The sequence below is a fragment of the Methylocystis sp. JAN1 genome, from assembly GCF_052186135.1.
GTDB lineage: Bacteria > Pseudomonadota > Alphaproteobacteria > Rhizobiales > Beijerinckiaceae > Methylocystis.
Map to the genome: position 1 here is coordinate 411,453 of NZ_CP181499.1, position 25,349 is coordinate 436,801.

Annotated in this window: 21 protein-coding genes; 4 read left to right on the plus strand and 17 right to left on the minus strand. The window is 66.2% G+C overall.

Annotation, left to right across the window (positions count from 1 at the left end):
* Positions 1-192: 192 nt before the first annotated feature.
* Positions 193-1,113, minus strand: coding sequence for a hypothetical protein (locus ACNHKD_RS01950; RefSeq protein ID WP_442755452.1), 921 nt, complete (start codon positions 1,111-1,113; stop codon positions 193-195).
* A gap of 321 nt (positions 1,114-1,434) precedes the next feature.
* Between ACNHKD_RS01950 and ACNHKD_RS01955 the strand changes: the two genes are divergently transcribed.
* The gene (locus ACNHKD_RS01955; protein WP_442755453.1) at positions 1,435-3,696 is read left to right on the plus strand and encodes an NADP-dependent malic enzyme; all 2,262 of its coding nucleotides are present in this window, start codon (positions 1,435-1,437) and stop codon (positions 3,694-3,696) included.
* A 36-nt stretch (positions 3,697-3,732) separates the two neighbouring features.
* Here ACNHKD_RS01955 and ACNHKD_RS01960 read toward each other — a convergent pair whose 3' ends face one another.
* Together ACNHKD_RS01960 and hemA are read right to left on the minus strand one after the other, a co-directional pair.
* Positions 3,733-3,984 carry a hypothetical protein gene (locus tag ACNHKD_RS01960; RefSeq protein ID WP_442755454.1) on the minus strand — a complete coding sequence of 84 codons (252 nt, stop codon included), beginning with the start codon at positions 3,982-3,984 and terminating at the stop codon, positions 3,733-3,735.
* A gap of 296 nt (positions 3,985-4,280) precedes the next feature.
* Positions 4,281-5,567: a 5-aminolevulinate synthase gene (hemA, locus tag ACNHKD_RS01965; protein WP_442755455.1), complete on the minus strand. Its 1,287-nt coding sequence runs from the start codon at positions 5,565-5,567 to the stop codon at positions 4,281-4,283.
* Between the two features lie 296 nt (positions 5,568-5,863).
* Between hemA and acpA the strand changes: the two genes are divergently transcribed.
* Complete coding sequence (gene acpA, locus ACNHKD_RS01970; RefSeq protein ID WP_442755456.1) at positions 5,864-7,594, plus strand: acid phosphatase; 1,731 nt, start codon at positions 5,864-5,866, stop codon at positions 7,592-7,594.
* Positions 7,595-7,977: 383 nt separating this feature from the next.
* On the opposite strand, the gene ACNHKD_RS01975 is transcribed toward acpA, so the two are convergent.
* From ACNHKD_RS01975 to ACNHKD_RS02040, 14 genes are all read right to left on the minus strand, one after another.
* Positions 7,978-9,363, minus strand: coding sequence for a M20/M25/M40 family metallo-hydrolase (locus ACNHKD_RS01975; RefSeq protein WP_442755457.1), 1,386 nt, complete (start codon positions 9,361-9,363; stop codon positions 7,978-7,980).
* A 253-nt stretch (positions 9,364-9,616) separates the two neighbouring features.
* On the minus strand, positions 9,617-10,498 hold the full coding sequence (locus ACNHKD_RS01980; RefSeq protein ID WP_442755458.1) for a 3-hydroxybutyryl-CoA dehydrogenase: 882 nt from the start codon (positions 10,496-10,498) through the stop codon (positions 9,617-9,619).
* A 178-nt stretch (positions 10,499-10,676) separates the two neighbouring features.
* Positions 10,677-11,621 (minus strand): electron transfer flavoprotein subunit alpha/FixB family protein, encoded by a 945-nt coding sequence (locus tag ACNHKD_RS01985; protein ID WP_442755459.1) that lies wholly within the window; start codon positions 11,619-11,621, stop codon positions 10,677-10,679.
* A gap of 1 nt (position 11,622) precedes the next feature.
* Positions 11,623-12,369, minus strand: coding sequence for an electron transfer flavoprotein subunit beta/FixA family protein (locus ACNHKD_RS01990; RefSeq protein WP_442756813.1), 747 nt, complete (start codon positions 12,367-12,369; stop codon positions 11,623-11,625).
* A 121-nt stretch (positions 12,370-12,490) separates the two neighbouring features.
* Positions 12,491-13,336 (minus strand): rhomboid family intramembrane serine protease, encoded by an 846-nt coding sequence (locus ACNHKD_RS01995; protein ID WP_442755460.1) that lies wholly within the window; start codon positions 13,334-13,336, stop codon positions 12,491-12,493.
* A 56-nt stretch (positions 13,337-13,392) separates the two neighbouring features.
* Positions 13,393-14,823: a lipopolysaccharide biosynthesis protein gene (locus ACNHKD_RS02000; protein ID WP_442755461.1), complete on the minus strand. Its 1,431-nt coding sequence runs from the start codon at positions 14,821-14,823 to the stop codon at positions 13,393-13,395.
* 172 nt (positions 14,824-14,995) lie between these two features.
* Positions 14,996-18,040 carry an isoleucine--tRNA ligase gene (ileS, locus tag ACNHKD_RS02005; protein ID WP_442755462.1) on the minus strand — a complete coding sequence of 1,015 codons (3,045 nt, stop codon included), beginning with the start codon at positions 18,038-18,040 and terminating at the stop codon, positions 14,996-14,998.
* 211 nt (positions 18,041-18,251) lie between these two features.
* Complete coding sequence (locus ACNHKD_RS02010) at positions 18,252-18,557, minus strand: hypothetical protein (RefSeq protein WP_442755463.1); 306 nt, start codon at positions 18,555-18,557, stop codon at positions 18,252-18,254.
* 66 nt (positions 18,558-18,623) lie between these two features.
* Positions 18,624-19,304 carry an arylesterase gene (locus ACNHKD_RS02015; RefSeq protein ID WP_442755464.1) on the minus strand — a complete coding sequence of 227 codons (681 nt, stop codon included), beginning with the start codon at positions 19,302-19,304 and terminating at the stop codon, positions 18,624-18,626.
* 90 nt (positions 19,305-19,394) lie between these two features.
* Positions 19,395-20,357, minus strand: a complete 963-nt coding sequence (locus tag ACNHKD_RS02020; protein ID WP_442755465.1) for a bifunctional riboflavin kinase/FAD synthetase — start codon at positions 20,355-20,357, stop codon at positions 19,395-19,397.
* A 5-nt stretch (positions 20,358-20,362) separates the two neighbouring features.
* Positions 20,363-20,680 (minus strand): hypothetical protein, encoded by a 318-nt coding sequence (locus ACNHKD_RS02025; protein ID WP_442755466.1) that lies wholly within the window; start codon positions 20,678-20,680, stop codon positions 20,363-20,365.
* Between the two features lie 21 nt (positions 20,681-20,701).
* Positions 20,702-21,178 carry a MaoC family dehydratase gene (locus ACNHKD_RS02030; protein ID WP_442755467.1) on the minus strand — a complete coding sequence of 159 codons (477 nt, stop codon included), beginning with the start codon at positions 21,176-21,178 and terminating at the stop codon, positions 20,702-20,704.
* Between the two features lie 52 nt (positions 21,179-21,230).
* On the minus strand, positions 21,231-22,136 hold the full coding sequence (locus tag ACNHKD_RS02035) for a TIGR01459 family HAD-type hydrolase (RefSeq protein ID WP_442755468.1): 906 nt from the start codon (positions 22,134-22,136) through the stop codon (positions 21,231-21,233).
* Positions 22,133-22,846, minus strand: a complete 714-nt coding sequence (locus ACNHKD_RS02040) for a carbonic anhydrase (protein ID WP_442755469.1) — start codon at positions 22,844-22,846, stop codon at positions 22,133-22,135. Before ACNHKD_RS02040 ends, ACNHKD_RS02035 begins: the two co-directional genes overlap by 4 nt.
* Before the next feature lie 137 nt (positions 22,847-22,983).
* Between ACNHKD_RS02040 and ACNHKD_RS02045 the strand changes: the two genes are divergently transcribed.
* Positions 22,984-23,853, plus strand: a complete 870-nt coding sequence (locus ACNHKD_RS02045; protein ID WP_442755470.1) for an HpcH/HpaI aldolase/citrate lyase family protein — start codon at positions 22,984-22,986, stop codon at positions 23,851-23,853.
* A 137-nt stretch (positions 23,854-23,990) separates the two neighbouring features.
* The gene (locus tag ACNHKD_RS02050; RefSeq protein WP_442755471.1) at positions 23,991-25,346 is read left to right on the plus strand and encodes a COG4223 family protein; all 1,356 of its coding nucleotides are present in this window, start codon (positions 23,991-23,993) and stop codon (positions 25,344-25,346) included.
* The last annotated feature ends 3 nt before the right edge of the window (positions 25,347-25,349 follow it).

Sequence of the window (25,349 nt, forward strand, 5' to 3'; positions counted from 1 at the left end):
GCAGTCTAGCCGCGCCCCGGCGCCCGCGCCATTCACGGCGTCTTTTCTGCTGTGGAACAGGCCCGGAAAAAAGCCCCGGACGGGTCCGGGGCCGTTTCGCTACCGCCAGAGCGCCAGCAGGATGATGATCGGGATCGGCACCCCGAGCAGCCATAAGAGCACTGAACGTCCAACGCCCATTTTCGCCTCCTGTCACCAGCGCATCGCCGCCGAAAGCCCGAGGTTTTCGTCGCGATGGCGACCGCCCAGAACCGCGCCGCCCCAGGCGGAAGCCGCAGCCAGCAGCATCGCCGCCGCGGCGATGAAGCTCGCGACGACGCCGGCCTTGCGCGCCTTGTCGGCGAGCTCCTTGGCGCGCGCGTTGTCGTCCCGCACCTGCTGAGCGAGCGCGTCGACGCGGGCGCGGGCGTCATCGGGAGCAAGTCCCGTGCTCGACGCCAGCACATTCTGCAGATAGGTCCGGTCTTCGCCGCTGATCTCGCCCGTCGCCTGGCCGCGCGCAACGATGCGGGAGACGATCTGCCTCGTGTCGGCGGCGGTGGTCGGCGTGGCCGCCGTTCCCGGACCCGCCGCCGGCGCTCCGGCGCGGGCCATGTCCCCGTCGCCCCGCATCAGCGTATCGACGCGGTAATCGACCGGATTGGCCGCAAGCCCGGCTTTCTGGGCCTGCTGCGCGGCCGTGTCCACGCCCGCCTTGCCGAGATTGTAGAGCGACGAGCCCAGGGCCAGCGCGACGATGAGCATGGAGGTCGCCCAGACGGTTAGGCCATGCGCGCCGTCGCGCACTTCGGTCTCGTCGCGGGGCGCGTCGACATTGCGGCGGCGCAGGCGCCCGCAGACATAGCCGCCGGCCGCATAGCTCGCGACCGTCACCCAAATCACCCACAACGCCAGCGCAATGGCGTGCGTCAAGGGCGACGCGCCTTCGTAAGGAGAGGCGAGCGAAAGCCCGATCCCGGAGCCGAAGGCCGCCATGACGAAGGAAATCGCCGTGGCCACCGCCACGCCCGCGAGAATGGCGCCCCAGTCGACCGCAGTGAAGAAGGCCGCGCGCTCCGTCGCGGAGACGGGCGGCCGCGCCGGCTCATAGCCGGGCCCGACGACATCGGTCATGGGGACCTCCTACCGCAGGCCGAGCAGAGACAGAATCGCCATGACGATCACGACCAGGCCCACGAGATAAATGATGTTGTTCATCTCCGCCTCCATTACGGCGCGCAAGGTCGCCGGGCGTGAAAAGAGATGCGGAAACGCGGGTGGGCGGGGTTTGTTCCGCGGCGGACGCGGATGCTGGCAGGGGCTCGAAGGGGGCCGGCGCGATTTGTCGCGATTCGCCCATAGGGGCTGAGCCGCTTGTCCACCCAGCCCGCCCCCGGCTATGCTGCGCCGCAAAAGGCGCTGCAATCGGAAAGGCCTGCCCAGATGAGTGAGAGCATGAGCGATCGGCCGGTCTTCACGGAGAAGGAGGCGCTGCTCTTTCATTCGCGCGGGCGGCCCGGCAAGCTCGCCGTCGTCTCGACAAAGCCCATGGCGACGCAACGCGATCTCTCGCTCGCTTATTCGCCGGGCGTCGCCGCGCCGGTCATGGCCATCGCCAAGGATCCTTCGCTCGCCTTCGATTATACGACGCGCGGCAATATGGTCGCCGTCATCACCAACGGCACGGCGATTCTGGGACTGGGCGACCTCGGTCCGCTCGCCGCGAAGCCGGTGATGGAAGGCAAGGCCGCGCTCTTCAAGCGCTTCGCCGACATCGATTCGATCGACCTCGAGGTCGACGCCAGGGACGTCGAGGACTTCATCAACGCCGTGCGTTATCTCGGTCCGTCTTTCGGGGGGATCAATCTCGAAGACATAAAGGCGCCCGAATGCTTCGTGATCGAGGAGCGGCTCCGCGAGCTGATGGACATTCCCGTCTTTCATGACGACCAGCACGGCACGGCGATCATCTCGGCTGCGGGAGTCGTCAACGCCCTGCTGCTGACGGGCCGCGACATCAAGACGACGAAGCTCGTGTGCAACGGCGCGGGCGCCGCGGGCATCGCCTGCCTGGACCTCGCCAAGGCGCTCGGCTTCGATCCGCGGAATATCACGCTCTGCGACACGAAAGGCGTCGTCTATCGCGGCCGCGCGGAGGGCATGAATCAGTGGAAGAGCGCGCACGCCGTGGAGACCAAGGCGCGCACGCTCGCCGAGGCGCTGGAAGGCGCCGATATCTTCTACGGCCTCTCCGTCGCGGGCGCGCTGACGCCGGACATGCTGAAGAGCATGGCGCCCGATCCGATCATCTTCGCCATGGCCAATCCCGATCCGGAGATCACGCCGGAAGAGGCCCGCGCGGCGCGCTCCGACGCGATCATCGCGACGGGGCGCTCGGACTATCCGAACCAGGTGAATAACGTCCTGGGCTTTCCCTACATCTTCCGCGGCGCGCTCGACGTGCGCGCGAAGACGATCAATATGGAGATGAAGATCGCCGCCGTGCAGGCGCTCGCCGATCTCGCGCGCGAGGACGTGCCGGACGAAGTGGCGAACGCCTATCGCGGCGCGCGTCCGCGTTTCGGGCGCGACTATCTCATCCCCGCGCCCTTCGATCCCCGCCTCATCTCCGTCGTGCCGCCGGCGGTCGCGCGCGCCGCCATGGAGTCGGGCGTGGCCCGCCGGCCGATCATCGACATGAAGGCCTATCGGCACGAGCTTTCAGCGCGACGCGACCCGATCGCGGGCCTGATGCAGACGATCTATGAGCGCGTGCGGCGCGAGCCCAAGCGCGTCGTCTTTGCGGAGGGAGAAGAGCAGCAGGTCATTCGCGCCGCCCTCACTTTCGTCAATCAGGGATTGGGCACGGCGGTTCTGGTCGGCCGCGAGGATCGCGTGAAGGCCAACGCCGCGAACGCCGGCGTCGAACTGATCGACGGCATAGAGATCCACAACGCCAAGCTCTCCCACCGCAACGCGGTCTATGCGCAATTCCTGTTCGAGCGGCTGCAGCGCAAGGGCTTTCTGCTGCGCGACTGCCAGCGGCTGATCAATCAGGACCGCAACCATTTCGCGGCGGCGATGGTCGCGCGCGGCGACGCGGACGCCATGGTGACGGGCGTCACCCGAAATTTCTCGAATGCGCTCGAGGAAGTGCGCCGCGTCGTCGATCAGAAGCCGGGCCATCGCGTCATCGGCGTCTCTCTCGTCCTCGCCAAGGGCCGCGTCGTCGTCGTCGCCGATACGGCGATCACCGAACTGCCCGAAGCGGAGGAGCTTGCGGAAATCGCCATTGAAGCGGCCGGCGTCGCGCGGCGCATCGGCCTGACGCCACGCGTCGCCATGCTCGCCTTCTCCACCTTCGGCTATCCGCCGGGCGAGCGCACGGAGCGCGTGCACAACGCCGTACGCGTGCTGGATTCACGGCGCGTCGATTTCGAATATGAAGGCGAGATGGGCGCCGACATTGCGCTCAACAAGGAATTGATGGGCGCTTATCCCTTCAGCCGGCTCAAGGACACAGCCAATGTCCTCATCATGCCGGCGTTCCACTCGGCGGCGATCTCGACCAAGATGCTGCAGGAATTGGGCGACGCCACCGTCCTGGGACCCCTGATCGTCGGCCTCGACAAACCCGTTCAGATTACGCATCTCGGCGCGACGGATTCGGAGATCGTGAATATGGCGGCGCTCGCCGCCTTCAGCCTCGGCGGATGAAGACGCGGCGGGCCCGCCGCCTGCCGCCCTTTTGCGTCAAAGATAGATTTGCGGGACCATGCTCGACACGCGCGCGGCGTAGAAGAAGCCGATCGCGAAATGGATCAGCAGATTCGTCGCGCCGAATCCGAAGGCGAAGAGCCCGAGATTCTCCATTGTTTCGCGCAGGAATTGGCGGCTTTTGAGCTTGCCTCCCCGCATCGCGCGGCGGACGCGCGTTCCCTCCGGTTCCGGCTTCGTCACGATGGCTGCAATGGCGCTGTCGAAGGAATAATGAACGCGGCTCATGGCGGTGAACCCATTTGCGGATGTGGTCGCCAGTTCGTAGCCACCAGAAGACACCCGGCGATTTAACGCCTCGCGAAAAAGATGGGCGCGATTTTAGGAAATGGATTTCTTTTCTCTGGCTCGATCGAAATCGGGATGGTCGAAGGCCATCATGAGGAAAACGCGCGGCTAGATCATGCTGCGTTTAGGGGAGACCGCCTAAACGCAGACCTTTTTCGACAAAGGACCCCGGACGGCGTGACGTCCGGGGCCCGCATTTGCGGATGATTTTCGGACCGTAAGCCCTGCCCGCGCGCTTACTGCGCCGCGAGCTTGATCTCCGGATAGGTGCAGCGCTCGTCGCTCTTTTCGTCCACATGAAGATGCGACGGCGGCTCGACAAAGGCGATGCCGAGCGTTTGCCAGACATCGACCACCGCCTCCACCAGATGCGCGATATGCTCATGCGTATGGCGGGGCGTCGGCGTGATGCGCAGGCGCTCGGAGCCCTTGGCGACGGTCGGATAGTTGATCGGCTGGATGTAGATATTGTGGCGCGTGAGCAGCAAATCGCTGGCCGCCTTGCACAATTCGGCGTCGCGCACCATCACCGGCACGATATGCGAGCCGTTTTCCAGCACCGGCAGACCCGCGGCCGACAGCGCATGCTTGGCGATGTGGGCGGCGCGCTGATGCGCGGCGCGCAGATCGGAGCGGCGCTTGAGCAGCCGGACTGAGGCGCAGGCGGCGGCCGCCACCGCCGGTGGCAGAGCGGTCGAAAAGATGAAGGCGCCGGCATAGGAACGGATGGCGTCGATGACGACGGCGTCGCCGGCGACATAGCCGCCGATCACGCCGAAGCCCTTCGCCAGCGTCCCTTCGATCACGTCGATGCGATCCATCACGCCGTCGCGCTCGCAAATGCCGCCGCCGCGGGCGCCGTACATGCCGACCGCATGGACCTCGTCGACATAGGTCATCGCGCCGTAGCGCTCGGCCAGCGCCGCAATCTGAGCGACCGGCGCGATATTGCCGTTCATCGAATAGAGGCTTTCGAAGACGACGAGCTTCGGCCGGTCGCCCGCTTCGATCAGAAGCTCTTCGAGATGGGCGAGATCGTTGTGGCGGAAGATTTTGCGCTCCGCGCGCGAGCGCTTCACGCCCTCGATCATGGAATTGTGATTCGACGCGTCGGAGAGAATGACGCAGTTCGGCAGCAGGTCCGCAATGGTCGAAATCGCCGCGAGATTGGAGATCCAACCCGAGGTGAAGACGAGGGCCGCCTCCTTGCCGTGAAGGTCGGCGAGCTCGCGCTCCAGCTCCACGATGGCGTGGCTGGTGCCCGAAATGTTGCGGGTGCCGCCCGCGCCCGCGCCGACCCGCGCCGCGGCGTCGAGCATGGCCTCGATCACCTCCGGATGCTGGCCCATGCCGAGATAATCGTTGGAGCACCAGACAGTGACGTCCTGGACGACGCCGTCGTCCCGATGCCATTTGGCGAGAGGAAAGGTCTCGACGTCGCGCTCGAGATGCACAAAGACGCGATAGCGGCGCTCGTCCTTCAGACGGGAGACGGCCGCCTCGAAATATCGCCGATACACCATTACGGAACCCTTCGATCCTTGAGGCCCATCAAACCCGGTGGAAGGCCCCGTCCCGCCTGCCGCCTTGTTTGGACGTTTTCTTACATAGCCGATCCTGAGCCGGATTGCGAGCGGCGGATTGCCGCGTATTAGCAGAGGGTTCTGCGCGGACGCGACAGCCGCCGGCCTGCGAATTCCTGGCGCCACGGCCGGGCGGTCCGCATCCCGGTCGTCGCCAGACCGTCACGGTCCCGTCACCGCGGCGAGACGCGGCCTCGCTAAGCAACAGCCTCCTTGTTCAACAAGTGGGGCAGACCATGATTTTTCGAAAAAGCGCATTCAGCGCCGCCGCTTTTGCGGCGGTGACGGCGGCGGCGGGGGCCAAGGCCGGCTCAATCCACGAATATGGCCACATCGTTGTGATCTATCAGGAGAATCACAGCTTCGACAATCTCTATGGCCTGTGGGGTTCGGTGAACGGGAAGCCCGTCAACGGCCTTCCCTACGCCGACGCCCCGCACACCACACAGATGCGCGCGGACGGGACGACGGCCTATTCCTGCCTGCTGCAGAACGACGTCAATCTGACTTCTCCGACGCCGCTCGCGCCGACCTGCACGGATAATACGGGCGCCACATCCTTCACCAGCGCCTTCGCCAACAAGCCGTTCAGGATCGACGACTATATCAAGGCGGCGGACGCCACCTGCGCGCCCTATGGCGGCTCGAGCGACGTGCTCAAGGGAAGCGCCGGGAGCCTGCCCGGCGGCTGCACGCGCGATCTCGTGCACCGCTTCTACAATGAGCAGTTTCAGATCAATGGCGGGCGTCAGAACCGCTACACGACCGGCAGCGACGCCGCCGGCCTCTCCATGGGCTATTACGACACGACGCAACTGCCGCTCTACCAATATCTGCACAAGAACCGCGCGCCGAACTACGTCATCGCCGACAATTTTTTCCAGGCGGCCTTCGGCGGCTCCTTCCTCAACCATCAGTGGCTCATCGCGGCGCGGACGCCCGTCTTCGCCAATGCGGCGAAGGACGGATCGTCGAACGATCTCCACTCCGTCGTCGACGCCAACGGCATGCCGACATCGACGCCGCTTTACGTCCCGGCGGCGAGCGGGCTGCGGGACAAATCGCTTACCGCCTATTGCGCCGACGATCCGTTGAAGCCCGCGGCCATCGCGGCCGCGCCGGCCGGAGTGGTCTGCGGCGATTACGCGGTCAACACGACTCAACCCTGGACCTGGCCCTATGCGCCGGGGACCGCCGACGCGGTCCGCCTGCCGCCGCTGACCTATCCGACGATCGGCGACCGGCTGAGCGCGAAGGGCGTGGACTGGGCCTGGTATTCCGGCGGCTGGGACAATGCCGAAGGCAACAGGAACGGCCTCGGCTGGACAAACGGCGCCGGCGCCAACTGCGCTGATCCGCACGCCAATCAGCAGACCGTGGCCGGCGCGCTGCGCTGCCCCGACAAACTCTTCCAGTATCACCATCAGGCATTCAATTATTTCGCCGCCTACGCCCCCGGAGCCGCGGCGCGCGTCGACCATCTGCGCGACGAAGCGGATTTCATCGACGCGGCGAAGCGCGGCCGTCTGCGCGCCGTCAGCTTCGTCAAGCCGCTGGGCTCGGAAAACGAGCACCCCGGCTATACGGGCGAGGCGGGCGGCAGCAGCCATCTCGTCGATCTGGTGAAGGCGGTTGTCGAGGGGCCGAACGGCCGCGACACGCTGATCGTCATCACCTATGACGAGTTCGGCGGCGCCTGGGACCATGTCTCGCCGCCCAGCGCCGCGAACGGCAAGGGAGCCTATGACGCCTGGGGTCCCGGCACGCGCATTCCGGCGATCCTGATTTCCGGCAAGCTTCAGCGCTCGGGCGTCGATCATACGGCCTATGACACGACGTCCATCCTCCGGCTGATCGAGGAACGCTTCCGCGTGGCCCCGCTGGCGCCGCGCGACGCGGCCGTCAACAGCCTCAAGAACGCGCTGAAGGACGATCGCGACGACGAGCACGGCGACCAGGATCGTTGATTAACCTGCAAGCCGAAATCGAGCCCCCCCGCCAGATGCGGGCGGCTCAGTTTGTTGGCAATCCTCCCGAGGCGGCCTCGTCCTTCGAGACGCGAGCTTCGCTCGCTCCTCGCGATGAGCCCTGAGTGTTTGGCGCTGAAAAAAGAAGCCCCTCATGCCGAGGAGCCTTCTCAAGTCGGGCTTGCCTGACTTGAGCATTTAAGGAGCGATCTCGGGCAAGCCCGAGATCGCAGCAGGCGTCTCGAAGCGCGAGGGGCGTCGCCGCGATTTTGTCAGCGCCCTAACCGCCCATAAAATGCGGGCGGCTCTTTGCGCGCCGGGCGGCGGCGCAACCAAGCGCTGGCGCAGGAAAGGCGGCGCGGGAGCCCGCCTTTCGGCGAGCCTTACAGGGCCAGCGCGTCGAGCACCCGCGCCCAGCTCCGCGCGCCCTTGTGGAAGCTCGTATAGCTGTATTTTTCGTTCGGCGAATGGATGCGGTCGTCGTCGAGCGCGAAGCCGATCATCAGCGTGTCCATATTGAGGTCGCGCTTGAAGGCGCCGACGATCGGGATGGAGCCGCCGCAGCCGGTGAGCGCGGCGTCCTGGTTCCACTCTTCGGTGAGCGCGCGCCGCGCGCGGGACAGCGCCTCGGAGCTGAAGGGAAGCTGCAGCGCGTTGGACGCGCCATGATTGATGAACTCCACTTTCGCATCCGCCGGCAGACGCTCGCGCACGAAGGCGCGGAAGCTTTCGAGAATCGCTTTTGCGTCCTGCTTGCCGACGAGACGGAAGGAGAATTTGGCGCTCGCCTGAGCGGGGAGGACGGTCTTGGAGCCCTTGCCGGTATAGCCGCCGACAATGCCGTTCACGTCGCAGGTGGGACGCGCCCAGATCTGCTCCATGACGCCGAGGCCCTTCTCGCCGCCGACCTTGGTGAGGCCGACATCGGCGAGCCACCGGCCCTCGTCGAATTCCAGATTGCGCCACTGTTCGGCGATGTCCTCCGGGATCTCCGGCACGCCGGCATAGAAACCCGGCAGCGTCACCCTGCCCTCGGCGTCGTGCAGATCGGCGATGATCTTCGCAAGCGCATGAATCGGATTGTTCACCGGCCCGCCGAACATGCCCGAATGCAAATCGTGGCTGGCGATGCGGATGACGACTTCCTCCTGCGCGAGGCCGCGCAGCATGACCGTGATCGCCGGCGTCTTCGGGTTCCACATGCTGGTGTCGCAGACCAGCGCAATGTCGGGCTGCGAGAGCTCGTCCTTGTGTTTCGTCAGGAAATCGGGAAGGGAGGGCGAACCGGTCTCCTCCTCGCCTTCGAACAGGAAGGTGACATTGCAGGGCAGGCCGCCATTCGCCTCGAAAGCGCGGCAGGCCTCGACGAACGTCATGAGCTGGCCCTTGTCGTCGGAGGCGCCGCGCGCGACGATCTCCCTGCCGTCCTTTCCGTCCGCGAGACGCGGCGCGAAGGGGTCGGCCTCCCACAGCTCCAGCGGGTCCGGCGGCTGCACGTCGTAATGGCCGTAGAACAGCACATGCGGCGCGTCCTTGCGCTTCGCTTTGGCGTGGCCCACGACGATCGGATGGCCGGGCGTCTCGCGCACCTCCGCCGTGTAGCCGAGGCCGGCGAGCTGATCCTTCAGCCAGTTGGCGGCGCGCAGGCAGTGCTGCGTATAGGCGGGATCGGTCGAGACCGAGGGGATGCTGAGCAAGTCGAACAGGCGCTGGGTCGACGCGGGGAGATTCGCGTCGATCGTGTTCAGGACGGCGTCGATCGTGGCCATGGAATCAGGTCCTTCGCGGTTAGTGCGAAGCTAGTGCGAAGAAGCGGCGGTGGGAAGGCGGAAAGGGCGTCACAAATGGAGACGGCCCCTCGTCCTCCGAGACGCGCGCTGCGCGCGCGCCTGAGGATGAGGGGCCTTTGCGAGGTGGCGGGCCAACGAATTTGCCGCACAAAAAGCAGTCATCATCCTGATGAGCCGCCGAAGGAGGCGTCTCGAAGGACGAGGGCTGCGCGCCTGTCGTAAGCCTGCAAACTCAACGCGTCGGCGTCGGCGTCCCGCTGCGATAGTCGTAGAAGCCGCGCTGGGTCTTTTTGCCGAGCCAGCCCGCCTCGACATATTTCACGAGCAGCGGACAGGGACGGTATTTCGTGTCCGCGAGGCCCTCATGCAGCACCTGCATCACCGAGAGGCAGGTGTCGAGGCCGATGAAATCCGCGAGTTGCAGCGGCCCCATGGGGTGATTGGCGCCGAGCTTCATCGCCGTGTCGATGGCCTCGACCGAGCCGACGCCCTCATAGAGCGTGTAGATCGCCTCGTTGATCATCGGCAGCAGGATGCGGTTGACGATGAAGGCGGGGAAATCCTCGGCGACGGTGACCGTTTTGCCGAGCCGGGCGCAGAAGCCCTTGGCTTCCTCGAAGGTCGCGTCGTCCGTGGCGATGCCGCGGATCAGCTCGACGAGCTGCATGCGCGGCACCGGATTCATGAAGTGAATGCCGATGAAGCGCTCGGGCCGGCCGGTGATCGAGGCGAGGCGCGTGATCGAGATCGAGGAGGTGTTGGAGGCGATAATGCCGTCGGGCTTCACGACCAGCGCCACGTCGGTGAGGATCCTGCGCTTGACCTCTTCATTCTCGGTCGCGGCCTCGATAACGATGTCGCAGTCGCGGAAATCCTGAATGGCGGGCGCGCCCGAAATATGCGGCAGGGCGGCGTCGACGGCGTCGGCGGTGAGGAAGCCGCGTTCCACCGACTTCTTCATCTGCACGCCGATGTCCTTGACGCCGGCCTCGATCCGCTCGGCCGTCACATCGTTGATGGCGACGTCGTAACCGGCGAGCGCGCAGACATGCGCGATGCCCTTGCCCATCTGGCCCGCGCCGATAACGCCGACTTTGCGAATTTCGAAGCTCATTGTTCGAACACCATAGCGAGAGGACCGCCGGCCGACAGCGGGACGGCTGCTTTGCAAATGCGGCCACGTTGCACTGCAATATAACGCGCGAATGGGTCGAAAGAAAACTGGCGCGCTTGAAAAAGTCGCGCTTCAGCTCTTCGCCGCCACATGGGCGGCGAAGAGCCGAATACCTAATTTACTTGCCGAGCTTGCCCAACTCGGCGTCGAGCTCGGGTATCGCCGTGAAGAGATCCGCGACGAGGCCGTAATCCGCGACCTGGAAGATCGGCGCCTCTTCGTCCTTGTTGATCGCGACAATGACCTTCGAGTCCTTCATGCCGGCGAGATGCTGGATCGCGCCGGAAATGCCGACCGCGATATAGAGCTCCGGCGCGACCGCCTTGCCGGTCTGGCCGACCTGCAGGTCGTTCGGGGCGTAGCCGGCGTCGACCGCGGCGCGCGAGGCGCCGATCGCCGCGTTGAGCTTCGTCGCCACCGGATCGAGCACCTTCTGGAAGTTCTCGGCCGAGCCGAGGGCGCGGCCGCCGGAAATGACGATGCGAGCCGAGGTCAGCTCGGGACGCTCGGACTTGGCGAGCTCCTCGCTCTTGAAGGAGGAGACGCCGGGATTCGAGGCCGCGCCGACGGATTCGACCGGAGCGGAGCCGCCTTCCGGCGCGGCCGCGAAGGCCGTCGTGCGGACGGTGACGACCTTCTTGGCGTCCCTGGCGCGAACCGTTTGCACGGCGTTTCCGGCATAGATCGGGCGCTCGAACGTGTCGGGCGAGACGACCTTGACGATGTCCGAGACCTGGGCGACGTCGAGCAGCGCCGCGACGCGCGGCAGCACGTTCTTGGTCGCGCTGGTCGAGGGGGCGATAATCACCTCATAGGCGCCCGCGAGCGACAGAATCAGCGCCGCGACCGGCTCGGCCAGCACATGATCGAGCGATGCGTCGGCGGCGTAGAGCACTTTCTCGACGCCGGCGAGCTTGGCGGCGGCAGCCGCGGCGCCGTCGAGGCCGGGGCCGACGACGAGGATGTGAACGGGGCCGCCGATCTGCGAAGCGGCGGTCAGCGCCTTGGCGGTCGCGGGCGCGAGCGCGCCATTGGCGGTTTCGGCGAGAAGCAGAATGGCCATGTCAGAGAACTCCCGCTTCCTTGAGCTTCGCGACGAGCTCGGAGACCGAGCCGACTTTCACGCCCGCCTTGCGGGTCGCGGGTTCGGCGGTCTTGAGCACTTCGAGTCGCGGCGAAATGTCGACGCCATAGTCGGACGGCGCCTTGACGGCGACCTCCTTCTTCTTCGCCTTGATGATGTTGGGGAGAGAGGCGTAGCGCGGTTCGTTGAGGCGCAGATCCGTGGTGACGACCGCCGGGAGTTTGAGGCTCACCGTCTGGAGGCCGCCGTCGATCTCGCGCGTCACGTCGACGGAGCCGTCGGTCAGATCGACCTTGGAGGCGAAGGTTCCCTGGCCCCAGCCGAGAAGCGCGGCGAGCATCTGGCCGGTCTGGTTCGAGTCGTCGTCGATCGCCTGCTTGCCGAGGATGATGAGGCCCGGCTGCTCCTCGGCCGCGATTCTGGCGAGGATCTTGGCGACCGCGAGCGGCTCGACCGTCTCCTCGGTCTTGACCAGAACGCCGCGGTCGGCGCCCATGGCGAGCGCGGTGCGCAGCGTCTCGTCGGCCTTGGCCGGTCCGATGGAGACGACGACGATTTCCGTCGCCTTGCCGGCCTCCTTCAGGCGCAGCGCCTCTTCGACGGCGATTTCGTCGAACGGGTTCATCGACATTTTGACATTGGCGAGATCGACGCCGGAGCCGTCGGGTTTCACCCGGATTTTCACGTTGTAGTCGACGACCCGTTTGACGGGCACGAGAATTTTCATCGCGCGGCCTCTGGAGATATGAGCGGGCGCGACGCGCCCCGCCTGCAAAACCGTGGCGGTCTGGTAACGGGGGCGCGCGCGCGTGTCAAACGGGGAGGTCAAGTCCGTTTTTCAAGCCCCCTCAGCTTTCCGGGCCAGTCTCCTCCGGGGGCAGGGTTTGCGGCGCCGGCGCGGACTTTGGCGGGCCGTAGGGACCGCGGTCGAGGAGCTTGTGCTTCCGGCGTTTAAAGATCGGCGTCAGCGCAAGGCCCGCGACGATGCCGCCGACATGCGCCATCCAGGCGATATGGCTCTCGCCGCCGCCCCAACTCGCATTGACAAGCTGCAGCACGATCCAGGCGCCGATGAAGAGAAAGCCCGAGGCGTGGAAGGAGAAGAAGGGCGGCGTGAGCCCGAAGAGCCGCCGCCTCGGCGATCCCGATCCATCTGCGAGCGTGATGATCCAGAACGGCAGCATGACGAAGGTCAGGGGCGGGAAGAAGCCCGTAACCGTCGCGCCGGGATATAGGAGCAAGAACGCCGCGCAGACGCCGGAGATCGCCCCCGAGGCGCCGACCAGCGGCGTGATCGAATGGGGCGTGGCGTAGACATAGAACACGCCGGCCATGACGCCGCATGAGAGATAGAACAGCAGGTAATGGAGCGAGCCCATGGCGTCTTCGACATTGTCGCCGAAGACGTAAAGGAAGAGCATGTTGCTCGCGATATGCAGCAGGGACGAGTGAAAGAAGAGCGAGGTAACGAGGGTCAGCGGCGCCGGGGGCCCGACGATCCAGTCGGCGAGATTGGCCTCGCCGAAGAGGACCCGCGGAATGATTGCGAAACCGCGCATGATGGTCATGGGATCGCCCAGGACCTCGCTATAGACCAAGAGGAAAACGAGGATATTGGCGACGATCAACGCGTGATTGGCGACGGGGCGCTTGAGATGGCGCAAGGGCGCGTCGTCGTAAAGCGGCATCACCATCGCACAATCCTCGTTTCGTTGAGCCGGACCCTAAGATAAGCGCGCCCGCCTGTCTGTCACGCCCGCACAAGCCTCGGACGCAGCCAGGCGAGCGCCTGCCGGCGCAGCCCGGCGATATCGAAAGCCGCGACCATCACCCCGTAGATCGCCGCGCCGGCCGCAATCTGCGCGAGAAGCGTGACGAAGCCAGGCGCCATCGACGCCCGCATCGGCGTGAGCGCGAGGAACATGATCGCCGTGCCGACGACCGCCGCGAAGAGATCCCGGAAGGACGGCCAGACAGGCTGGGCGCGCAGGGCGAAATAGATCGTCGCCAGGAGCGCGGCGATGTAGCCGCCGGCCTGGGCGATGGCGAGATTTGACGCGTCGCGTCCCCAGGGAAGAAGGAGAAACAGGAGCAGCGAGACGACCGCGGCCGCGACGGCGGCGGCGACCAGCGGGGCCGTGCGCTTGCTGATCTGAAAAACGGGGTTCACGCCGAAATTCAGGAAGCCCATGGCGAAGAGGCCCGGCAGCAGCAGGCCGAGATAATGGCCGAAGGGACCGCGAAACTGCCCCGGCACGATGAGCGCCTCGACCGAGGGCATGACGAGCCAGAGCCCGGCGCAGGCGGGGAGCAGAAAGGCGAAGACGACGCCCATATTACGCGCGACCTGCTCGCGCGCGCGGTCCTCGCCGTGCTGCTCATGCGCCGCGACGGCGATCTGGAACAGCAGCACGTCGAGCGCCGAGCCGAAAGCCATGACCGCGCGCATGCCGAGATCATAGGCCAGCGCAAACTGGCCCGTCTCCGCGAAGTCGTAGACGCTCGCCACGATGGAGCGCGCGGCGAGCGGCATCGCCTGATAGAGGAGATGCGCGGCGACGATGGGCGCGCTGTAGGCGATCAGTTGCTTGACGGTTTCGCCCTGGGCGTCGAGGCAGCGCACGCCCGGATCGCGCAGCGCCTCCCGCGCGAAAAACACCGTGCCGAGCAGGCTCGCCACGCCGCCGGCAAGCGCCACGCCCGCCGATCGGAACCAGAAGGCGCCGCCGCCGATGAGAGCGAAGGCCAGCAGGTTTTTGACGAGAACCAGCCGCCCATAGGCGCCGTCCTCGAAACGGGCGCGGGCGAGCGCCGTGGAATAGTCGAAGAGGCCGTTCGCCGTCGCCGTGGCCAGCGCCAGCAGGATCAGTTCATTGTCGAAATCGAGTTCGGGACCGACAAGCGAATAGGCGAAGGTGGCGATGACGAGCAGCGCCGTAACCGCGACGAAGGACGAGCCGAGCGTCGAGCGGATGATCGGATCGCTCTCGCGCGTGCGCCGGGAATAGAAGCGCGTCGCGGAGAGACGCAGCCAGTCATAAAGCGCCGTCTGCACCACGACGGCGATGGAGAAGGCGAGCGCGAAGCGCCCATATTCCTCGGGGCCGAGGAACTTCGCGACCATGAGGCCGATGACGAAATTCGTGGCCGTGTTGGCGAGGAAGGCGAGGAGGACTTTCAAGGAGAGCCCCCTCCCCGACCCTCCCGCGCTACGCGGGAGAGGGAGCGGGGCGCGTCAAGCGGGAATGTTTGCCGCCCCCGATGAAGACGGCGGCTCAGCCTCTTCTCCCGCGAAAGCGGGGGAGGGTTGGGGAGGGGGCAAGCCAGCTTCGCGCGCGCTTCCATCTCTTCGCTTATGCGCTCCAGCGTCCGAGCGCCTTCATCTCCTTCAGCGCCTGCGCGTCGCGGGGCGTCACGTCGGGAAATTCCGGGTCCGCCGTGGCGGGGTCGAAATATTTCCAGGAGCGCGCGCATTTGACGCCGCTCGCCCGGCTCGGGACGACCGCCACGCCCTTGACTTCAGGGAGTCGGAAAGCATCTGCGGGGCCTTCGCCCATCTCGACGCAAATGTCCGAGACAATGCAGATTTCCGCGAAATCCACCCCGTCCAGGGCCGCGCGCAAATGGCCGTCGGCGACGTAAACGATCGGCGCCGCTTCGAGCGAGGAGCCGATGCGCTTCTGCGCGCGCTCGATCTCCAGCGCGCCTGTGACGACGGTGCGGATGTCGCGCACGCCTTCCCACTTCTTCGCGAGCGCCTCGTCGCGCCAATGCGAGGGGATGTCGGGGAAGCTCTCGACATGCACGGAGGCGGCGTCCGGATAGCGCGCGAGCCAGGCCTCCTCCGCCGTGAAGACGAGGATCGGCGCGAGCCATGTCGTCACGCAGCGGAAGATGCGCTCAATGACGGCGAGCGACGCCTTGCGCTTCACGCTTGACGGCGGTTCGCAATAGAGCGCGTCCTTGCGAATGTCGAAATAGAAGGCCGAGAGGTCGCTCGTCATGAAGGGCGTGAGCAAAGCGACGACGCGCTTGTAATCGTACGCCTGATAGGCCGAGCGAATCTGCGCGTCCATTTCGACGAGGCGATGCAGCATCAGCCGCTCGAGCTCGCTTGCATGCTCGAGCGCCGCGTCGTCGTCCGATCCGTAGTGGGCGAGCGCGCCGATCATCCATCGAAGCGTGTTGCGGAGTTTGCGATAGAGATCGACAAAGGTCTTCAGGATTTCCGGCCCGACGCGCAGATCGTCGGCGTAATCGGAGGCCGCGACCCAGAGGCGCAGAATGTCGGCGCCCGAATCGGCGATCACCTTTTGCGGCGCGACGACATTGCCGAGCGACTTCGACATTTTGCGGCCCTTCTCGTCCAGCACGAAGCCATGCGTCAGCACGGCGTCGTAGGGCGCGCGGCCGCGCGTGCCGCAGCTTTCGAGAAGCGACGAGTGGAACCAGCCGCGATGCTGGTCCGAGCCTTCGAGATACATCACCTCGTCCTCGCCGCCGTCGCGCTTGCGGTGAATGCCGGCGAGCGCCGGGAAGTTCTTCGGATCGTCGAGGACGAAAGCGTGCGTCGAACCTGAATCGAACCAGACGTCGAGCACGTCCGCGACTTTCTCGTAATCGTTCGGATCGTAATCGGGCGCCAGGAATCTTTCCGCCGCGCGCGTCTCATACCACGCGTCCGCGCCTTCCTTCTCGAAGGCCGCGACGATGCGCTCGTTCACATGCTTGTCGACGAGGATTTCATGCGCGCCCTTCTTGACGAAAACCGCGATCGGCACGCCCCAGGCGCGCTGGCGCGAGACGACCCAGTCCGGGCGATTGGCGATCATGCCGCGAATGCGGTTCTCGCCCGCCGCCGGCGTCCATTGCGTGCGGGAGATTTCTTCGAGAGCGATTTCACGCAGCGTCGCCGCATTGGAACGCGAGCTTTCAGGCTCGCTTGCTTGCGCGCCGGATGGCGCGCGGTCCATCGGCTTGTCCATCGCGATGAACCCGGACGCGATGGATTTATCCATCGCGATGAACCATTGCGGCGTATTGCGGAAGATCACCGGCTTCTTCGAACGCCACGAATGCGGATATTGATGCTTCAGGCGCCCGCGCGCGATGAGATTGCCGGCCTTGATCAACTCGGCGACGACGGCCTCGTTGGCGTCGCCTTTCTCGCCCTTTTCGGTGAGCACGCGCTTGCCCTCGAAGCCCGGCGCTTCACTGGTGTAAAAGCCGTCTTCGTCGACCGTATAAGGAATGCGGTTGTCGATGCCGGACTCCGCCAGGCGGCGGCCATTCGCCATCCAGATATCGAAGTCTTCGCGGCCATGGCCCGGCGCCGTATGCACGAAGCCCGTGCCCGTGTCGTCGGTCACGTGATCGCCATCGAAGAGCGGCACGTCGAAGACATAACGCAGATGCGCGAGCGGATGCGCGCAGACAAGGTCTTTCAGCTCGCCCGCGCCAACGTCGCGCAGGCGCTCGAAGCCCTCGACCTTCGCGGCCTTGAAGACGTCGCCCGCGAGCTTGTCGGCGAGGATGAATTTCGCGCCGGGAAAGGCCCAGTTGTCGTCGGGCGCCTGCGTGACGCGATAGAGGCCGTAGGCGATTTTCGACGAGAAGGAGATTGCGCGGTTGCCCGGCAGGGTCCAGGGCGTCGTGGTCCAGATGACGACGCGCGCGTCGCTGAGATCCTCCTGCGCGCCGCGCGGGATCGGGAAAGCGACCCATACCGTGTCGCTCGTATGATCCTCATATTCGACCTCGGCCTCGGCGAGCGCCGTCTTCTCGACGACCGACCACATTACGGGCTTGGAGCCGCGATAGAGCAGGCCGTTCTCCGCGAATTTCATGATCTCCCGGGCGATGGTCGCTTCCGCGGGATAGGCCATGGTGGCGTAGGGATGGTCCCATTCGCCTGCGACGCCGAGGCGCTTGAACTCCTCGCGCTGGATCGATAGCCAGTTCTCGGCATAGGCCCGGCATTCCCGCCGGAAGGCGATCATCTCGTCGGGCTGCGCGAAGTCGGGCTTCTTCTTGCCCTTGGCGCGGTAATTTTCTTCCTCGATCTTCCATTCGATCGGCAGGCCGTGGCAGTCCCATCCCGGCACATAGACGCAATCCTTGCCGGTCATGCGCTGGCTGCGCGTGACGACGTCCTTGAGAATCTTGTTCAGCGCATGGCCGATATGGATGTTGCCGTTGGCGTAGGGCGGGCCGTCATGCAGCGTGAATTTCGGCCGGCCTTTCGCCACCTCGCGCATTTTCTCGTTGAGGCCGATCTCGTCCCAGCGCTTGAGGATCTCCGGCTCGCGCCGGGGCAGGCCCGCGCGCATGGGGAAATCCGTGACCGGCAGATAGAGGCTACTGGAATAGTCGGGCCCTTTGGGCGTTTCGTCGTTCATGGGTCTTAAGCCAACCGGGTCGGGCGGCGCCGGGGCGGCCGGCGAGTCACGCGTGACATAGAGGATTTGAAGGAGAAGCGCCAATCGCGCCAAAAACCCGGACGCCGCGCGAGCAGGAACTCAAGCGCGGCCCGGGCCGGTAATTCGCCATCCGGGGAAAATCGCCATGGCCCTCAATAGCAAGCTGGGCCGGGACGGAAAAGCGCGAAAACTAGCGCAGCCGCCTGAACGGCCCGAATCCCAGCGCATTCGCGATCCATGCGCCGGCTCCCAGCAGCGCGACCGCCGGAACGAGGATCAGCAGCAGGCCCGACAGGAAGAAGAGGCAAAGCCCGATAAAGAGAAGCAGGGCGACGCCGAGCATCATGCTCTGCAGCGGGCCGAGCTTCACGAATTTCACCTCGCCCGAGCCGGACGAAATCCAGATGCGCGAGGTCGCGAAAGCGTCCTCGCGGCTCCGCCGGGGTTCTTCGCCCGGCGGAATGATCTCGATCTCGCCTTTGGGTTCGTCGCTCATCTCCGTCCCTTTCAAGATACGAAGATAGGCGCTCGCCGCACGCCCTGCAATGCGCCGCGCGCCGTCTCACCAGCGCGGGGCGCGCGCGTAATAGCCTCTGGCGTAAGCGTCTCGACGGTCGAGCGCCCTCAGCTCCCGTTCGACGAGCGGCGCCATGCGCGTCGCGATGAGATCGGCGCCGGCCTCGTTCGGATGCTCGCCGTCGCTCAGCATGTAAGCCGGGTTTCCGAAAGCGCCGTCCAGAAAGAACGGATAGAGCGCCACCTTCTCCCGCGACGCGAGCGTCGGATAGATGGCGTCGAAGCGGCGTTTGTAGGTCGGGTCGCGCTTGGGCAGCGAGACCATGCCGGCGACGATCACCCGGGCTCCGCGCGCCTTGCTGTGCCGGACGATGGCGTCAAGGTTGCGATAGACGACGCGGGGGTCGGCATTGTCCAGCATGTCGTTGCCGCCGAGCTGCACGATCACGAGATCGGCGCCGCGGCTGAAGGCGAGCGGGATGCGCTGCAGGGCGACGTCGGTCGTGTCGCCCGCGCGGGAGGCGCGCATGACCTGCACATCGGTGCGTCCGCGGTCGGCGAGCCGCCGGCGGAGCGCCCAGGAAAAATCCGTCCCTTCAGGCAGGTCGAAGCCGGAGGTAAGACTATCCCCAAAGACCAGAACGCGCTTCGGCTGCGCCTGGACGGAACTCAGGAAAAATAGAAAAGCAGACAGACAGGCTGCAAGAAGACGCGCTGCGCCGCTCATGGCATCCTCCAGGCGATTGGACAGGCCTTGAAGGCTAGGGCTCCCTGCCTGATCGCCAAGCGGCGCGGAAAATGTTTATTTTCGCAAGGGTCAGCGACGCTGGAGCATGGCTCGCGCCCGGACGCAGTCGTCCTCCATCTGCGCGATGAGCGCGTCGACGCTCTCGAATTTTTCCTCGCCACGGATGAAGCCGTAAAAGGCGACCTCGACCTCCTTGCCGTAGAGATCGCCGGAGAAGTCGAAAACATAGGCTTCGAGCAGCGCCGCGCCATTGTCGAAGGTCGGACGACGGCCGAAATTCGCGGCGCCCTCGCGGATGACGCCGTCGAACTCGATCGTCACGGCGTAGATGCCGTGGCGCAGACGGTTCGAGGGATCGAGGGCGATATTGGCGGTGGGGAAGCCGAGCAGCCGTCCGCGCTTATCGCCGTGGCGCACGACCCCGCGCACGAAATAGGGATGCCCGAGCAGACGCCGCGCGAGCGCGACGTCGCCCTTCTCCAGCGCCTCGCGCGTCGCGGTGGAGGAGACGGCCTCGAGACTTCCCTCCTCGTCCTGGGTGATGCGGTCGACGATCTCGACCGCGAAGCCCAGCCTTTCGCCTTCCGCCGCGAGAAAGGCGGCGTCGCCCCTGCGGCCGGCGCCGAAACGGAAATCGTAACCGGCGACGATCGCCGAGAGCCCCAGCCGACTGACGAGAATCTCCCTCACGAAATTCTCGGCAGGACAATTCGCCAGATCGCGGTTGAAAGTGAGGACGATCATGCCGTCGAGCCCCAGCCGCGCCGCCTGAGCCGCCTTGGCGTCAGGGGGCGTCAGACGGAAGATCACCGGCCGGCCGGCGAAGACGTCCGCCGGATGCGGCTCGAAAGTGAGCAGGACGCAGGGCCTGCCGAGCCTCTTCGCGAGCGCCTGGGCGCGCGCGACCACGCCGCGATGGCCGCGATGGAGCCCGTCGAAATTGCCGATGGCCGCGACAGCGCCTTCGAGCCCTTCGGGCGGAGAGAGAGGATCGCGCGCCAGAACGAAGGAATGTCGGGTCGGCGAGATCATCCAGCTCAAGCCTCGAACGCGTCGGCGAACAGGCCGAAGCCCCGTTCAAGATACAGCATTATCTCGAGCGCCGTCTCGCGGGAATCCGCGCAGATGCCTTCAAACGTGATCATGACGCCGCCATCCTCCGTAGCGGACCGAAGCGGAAGATATTTGACGGTCAGATGGCCGCTGAAGCCGCCGAGCCGCTCGACGCCCGCGGGCGGTCCGCTCAAGCAGACAATATTTCCGGCCTGCGGGACAGCGGCTGGATCAAGCTCGCCCGAAACCATCCCGATCGTGGCGTCGGCGATAAACGCGCTGACGCCGATGGAGACCGTCATGTCGCCGAACCCGCCGCGCGCTCACGCCGTCGCCGGCTTCTCCGCGGGCGGGGCCGAGCGGATCGCCTGCTCGCGCGAGGGAACCATCACGGTCGCCTCGCCGTCGAGAACGACCTTGCCGTCGACGAGGCATTCGCATTTCAGCCTGGCGCGTCGACCCTTCTCGACGAGCTCGATGACCTCCACCACGACGGTGATGACGTCGCCGATTTTCACGGGCGCCTTGAAATTCAGGGTCTGGGACAGATAGACCGCGCCCGGCCCCGGCAGATACATGCCGATGACGGTCGAAATCAGCGAGGCGGTGTAAAGGCCGTGGACGATGCGCTCACCGAAGCGGGTCTTCGACGCGAAGTGGTCCGAGAGATGGATCGGATTGCGGTCGCCCGAAAGGTCGGCGAAGGCGATGACGTCGTCGTCCATGACGGCCTTCATCAGCGTCTCGCGCATGCCGACGCTCAGGTCTTCGAAATAATAGATTTTGAACGGCGTCGACATGGATTCACCGGATCGTTGCGCGGGAAGGGACGAAGCGCCCCGTTTTCCCCTTTTACCAGAAAACTTCGCGGGCCAAAGCCACAGGACGCGCTCCGGCCTTCGCGGCCAGCCGCTCGAGGGCCTCGTAATCGACGCTCGCGCCATTGGGCCGCAGCTCGTCGACATGCACGCCGTCGGTGACGAAGACGCAATCGAGCCCGGCGCGGCCGGCGCCGGCGAGATCCGTGAAGGCGCCGTCGCCGATGGCCACGATGCGCGCGTCTTCTACCGGCCCGCCGGGCAGGGCCGCAAGTCGCGCGCGCGCCGCGTCGTATATCGGCGCATAGGGTTTGCCGAACATCAAGACCTCGCCGCCCATGGCGGCATAGCGCTCCGCGAGCGCGCCCGCGCAATAGACGATGTCGTCGCCGATGGCGACCACGATGTCGGGATTTGCGCAGAGCATGACGAGGCCGCGAGCCTTCAGGGCCGCGAGCCGCGCGTCGTAATCCTGCGGAATTTCCTCGCGCTCGGCGAGGAGGCCCGTGCAGACGACGTAATCCGCCTCTTCCGGCCCGACCTTCTTGACCGGCGCGCCGAGCCGGCGCCCGGCCTCCTCGAACAGCCCGTCGTCGCGCGGCGGTCCGAGATGATAACAGGCCAGCCCCTTGCGCGCGACGATCTCCCGGCAGGCAAGTTCGCCCGCCGAAACGAGGTCGTCGAACGCGTCCTCGGGGAGGCCGAGGCCCAGCAGCTGGCGGCGCACCTCGGCGTCGGGGCGCGAAGCGTTGGTGATCAGCACCACGCGGCCGCCCTGCGCCCGAAAGCGCTTCAGCCCGTCGGCGGCGCGCGGAAAATGCTTCCTGCCGTCGATAAGCACGCCCCAGACGTCGCAAAGGATGGCGTCGTAGCGACCCGCGAGTTCGTGAAGGCCGGCGATTTCGTCGATCGGCGCGGCGGCTTCCGTCCGTACCGTCAACAGCGCAACTCCTCCAGCGCGGCGGCGTGGGCGTCCCCGGCGACGGGGCGGAATTCCCCCGAGGCTTCGTCGAGCGCCAGCAGCTTGCCGTCCATCACGCTGAAATAGGCGGCGTGGAGATGCAGAAAGCCGCGCCGCTCCAGGATCTGCACCATGGGGAAGCTGCGCAGATGGATAAGCGTCTGCTTGATCGACTCGAATTCGAGCTTCTGCAAATAGGCGTCGTCCTCCGGATCGGGCCGGCCGCCGACGCGCTCGATGGCGGGGCCGAGCATCTTGATCCAGTCTCCGATGAAGTCGCTGTGGCTCAGGCGCGGCGCGTCGGGATCGACGGCGATCTGCGCGAAGGCTTTCACGCCGCCGCATTTTCCGTGGCCGAGCACCACGACATGCTGCACTTCGAGCGCCATGATGGCGTATTCCAGCGCCGCCGAGGCGCCGTGGAAATGATCGTCCGGCTCGTAGGGCGGCACCAGCGCGGCGACGTTGCGCAGGACGAAGAGCTCGCCCGGCCCGGCGTCGAAGATCGCTTCGGGCGCCACACGGGAGTCGCAGCAGCCGATGACCATGGTCGTGGGCTTCTGGCCCTTGATGGCGAGCGTGCGGAACCGCGCCTGCTCGGAACGGAAACGGCCGTCCAGAAAGACTTTGTAGCCCTCGACAAGATGCGGCGGGAAACCGCCTGAGGCTGCGGGGCTCGTATCTGCCATATATCGGTTCCGGTCTTGTGAAAGGCGGGGACGCCAGCTTCGCGCCAAAGCCGATGGCGGAGACGCTTCTTATTGTGTAGACCAGCGCTCGCGGCAAGAGAATATCGACCCTGGAAGATCCTGAGCGAGCCAAAAGAATGATCTCGAAACTGAAGCGCAGCGTTCTGGCCATGCCGGGCTCCAACGCCCGCGCCCTTGAGAAAGGCAAGAGCCTCCCCGCCGACGTTTTGATGTTCGAGCTCGAGGACGGCGTCGCCGAAGCGGCGAAGACGACCGCGCGCGAGCAGGTCGCGGCCGCCGTCTCGGGCGGCGGCTACGGCGACCGGCAGATCGTGGCGCGCGTGAACGCCCGCGGCTCGGAATGGTACAAGCCCGACATCGCGGCGATCGCGCCCGCCGGGCCCGACGCCATCGTGATCCCGAAAGTCAATTCGCGCGACGATATTCTGAAGGCGGCCGCCGACATCGTCGCGGCCGGCGCGCCCCTCAAGACCCGGCTCTGGGCGATGATCGAGACGCCGCGCGCGATTTTCGACATCGAGAAGATCGCGAGCGCCGCCGACGATCCCGCCGCGCGCCTGGAGGTTCTGGTGCTCGGCCCCAACGACATCGCGAAATCGACCCGAGCGCGCCTGACGCCGGGCCGTCCGGCGCTCGTCTCCTGGCTCTCCGCCGGCGTTCTCGCCGCGCGCGTCCACGATATCGAGATCATCGACGGCATCTATAACGACTTCAACGACGAGGCCGGCCTGCGTCGCGAGGCCGAGCAGGGCCGCGACATGGGCTTCGACGGGAAGATGCTCATTCACCCGAGCCAGATCGGCCCGGTGAACGAAATTTTCGCGCCGAGCCCCGAGGAAATCGATTTCGCGCGGCGAATCATCGCCATTTTCGACGAGCCGGAGAACGCCGAGAGGGGCGTGGTCCAGATCGACGGGAAGATGGTGGAGCGCCTGCATCTCGATATCGCCCGGCGCACCCTCGCTTTGATGGAAGCCGCCGGCTGATCGGGAGGTTAGGCGCCGAAAGCCTGTTTCGCGGGCACGCCGCCTCCTTTATACCTTCGGCGCCGAGAAGGCGCGCGGCGGGAGACCGGGAACCGGTCGCCGCACGATGCGCGCGCCGATGAGCGAGGACGGTGAGCATGGCGGCGCCTGAAACCGAGAAGACCGACAAAGCGTCCAAAGTCCAAAGCGCCGCGGGCGCGACGCCGGCGCCGCCGCCGAGGCCGGCCGGCCCGCCGAAGAAAAGAAGGGGCTTTTTTTCGAGCCTCCTCCTCTCCGCCGCGACGCTCTCCATCCTGGCGGGCGCCGCCGGTTACGCCGCGCTGACCTTCCGCAACGCTGATCCGCGCGTCGGCGTCGCCGCGGACTATGTCGAACAAGGCCTTGCGGAAGCGCAAGGCGCGCTGGACAAAGCGCAGGAACTGCTGGCCGACGTCACCGGATCGCAAAAGCCCGCCCCGAAGGCGGCGAACCATCGCGCCCTTCTCGACAAGGCGCCGCTGGCGCCGGCGCCCGCCCCCGAAGCGACGCCCGCGCCGCAGCCTGAGGGCGCCCAGGAACCCGCAACCGCCGCGCCTGCGCCGGTGGAGGCGGCCAAGGAGCCGGAGGCGGCCCCCGAAAAGCCTGCCACGGAGACGCCGGCGCCCGATCGAGCCGAGATTTCCGAACCGCCCCGCAAGCCCATGGAGCTCGCGCAGGAGCCTGCGCCGGTTCCGGTCCCCGCGCCCGCCCCCGCCGAAACCGCGCCCGCCCCGGCGGCGAAGGGCGGCGACAAGTCCGCCGACGCCGGCGGCTTCACCGACCGCGACCTTATCGTCGCAATGGAAGGCCGGATCGACGCGCTGAGCGACGAGGTGCAGGCGTTGCGCGGCAAGCTCGAAGCGCCGAAGAGCGAGGCCCGCGCCGCGCCGGAGACGGCGGTCTCCAGGACCGAAGCCGAGAAGCCCGCTCCCGCCCCGGCGGCTTCGCCCGACACGACCGGCGCCGCGGTCGTCATCGCCTTCGCGCTCCAGCGCGAGCTCGAGGCCGGCCGTCCCTTCGCGGAAGAAATCGCCGCGCTGTCGCGCCTCAACGCCGAGCCCGCCCCGGCGCCCGTGCTGATCGAGCTTTCCGATAAGGGCGCGGCCACGGGCGCTCAGCTCCGCGACGCTTTCCTGCCCATCGCCAAGAAGCTCAAATCGCACGAGGCCCACCCGGAAGGCGCGCATGAAAGCGGCGACATCGCCGGCCACATTCTTGAAGGCGCGAGCAAGCTGGTGAAGGTGCGGCCCATGGGCCAGGCCCAGCCGGAGAGCCTCGACGGCAAGCTCAACCGGATCGAAGCGGCGCTCGCCCATGGCGACTTCGCCGCGGCCGAGGAGATCTTCGGCAGCCTGCCGGACGAGGCCAGGAGCGAGGCCGGGGATTTCGGCGAGACCCTTCGCCGGCGCGCGGAAGCGGCCCGGGCCGCGGACGAATTGTTGCACGGCGCCATCGCGGCGCTCGGCAAGAAATAAGCG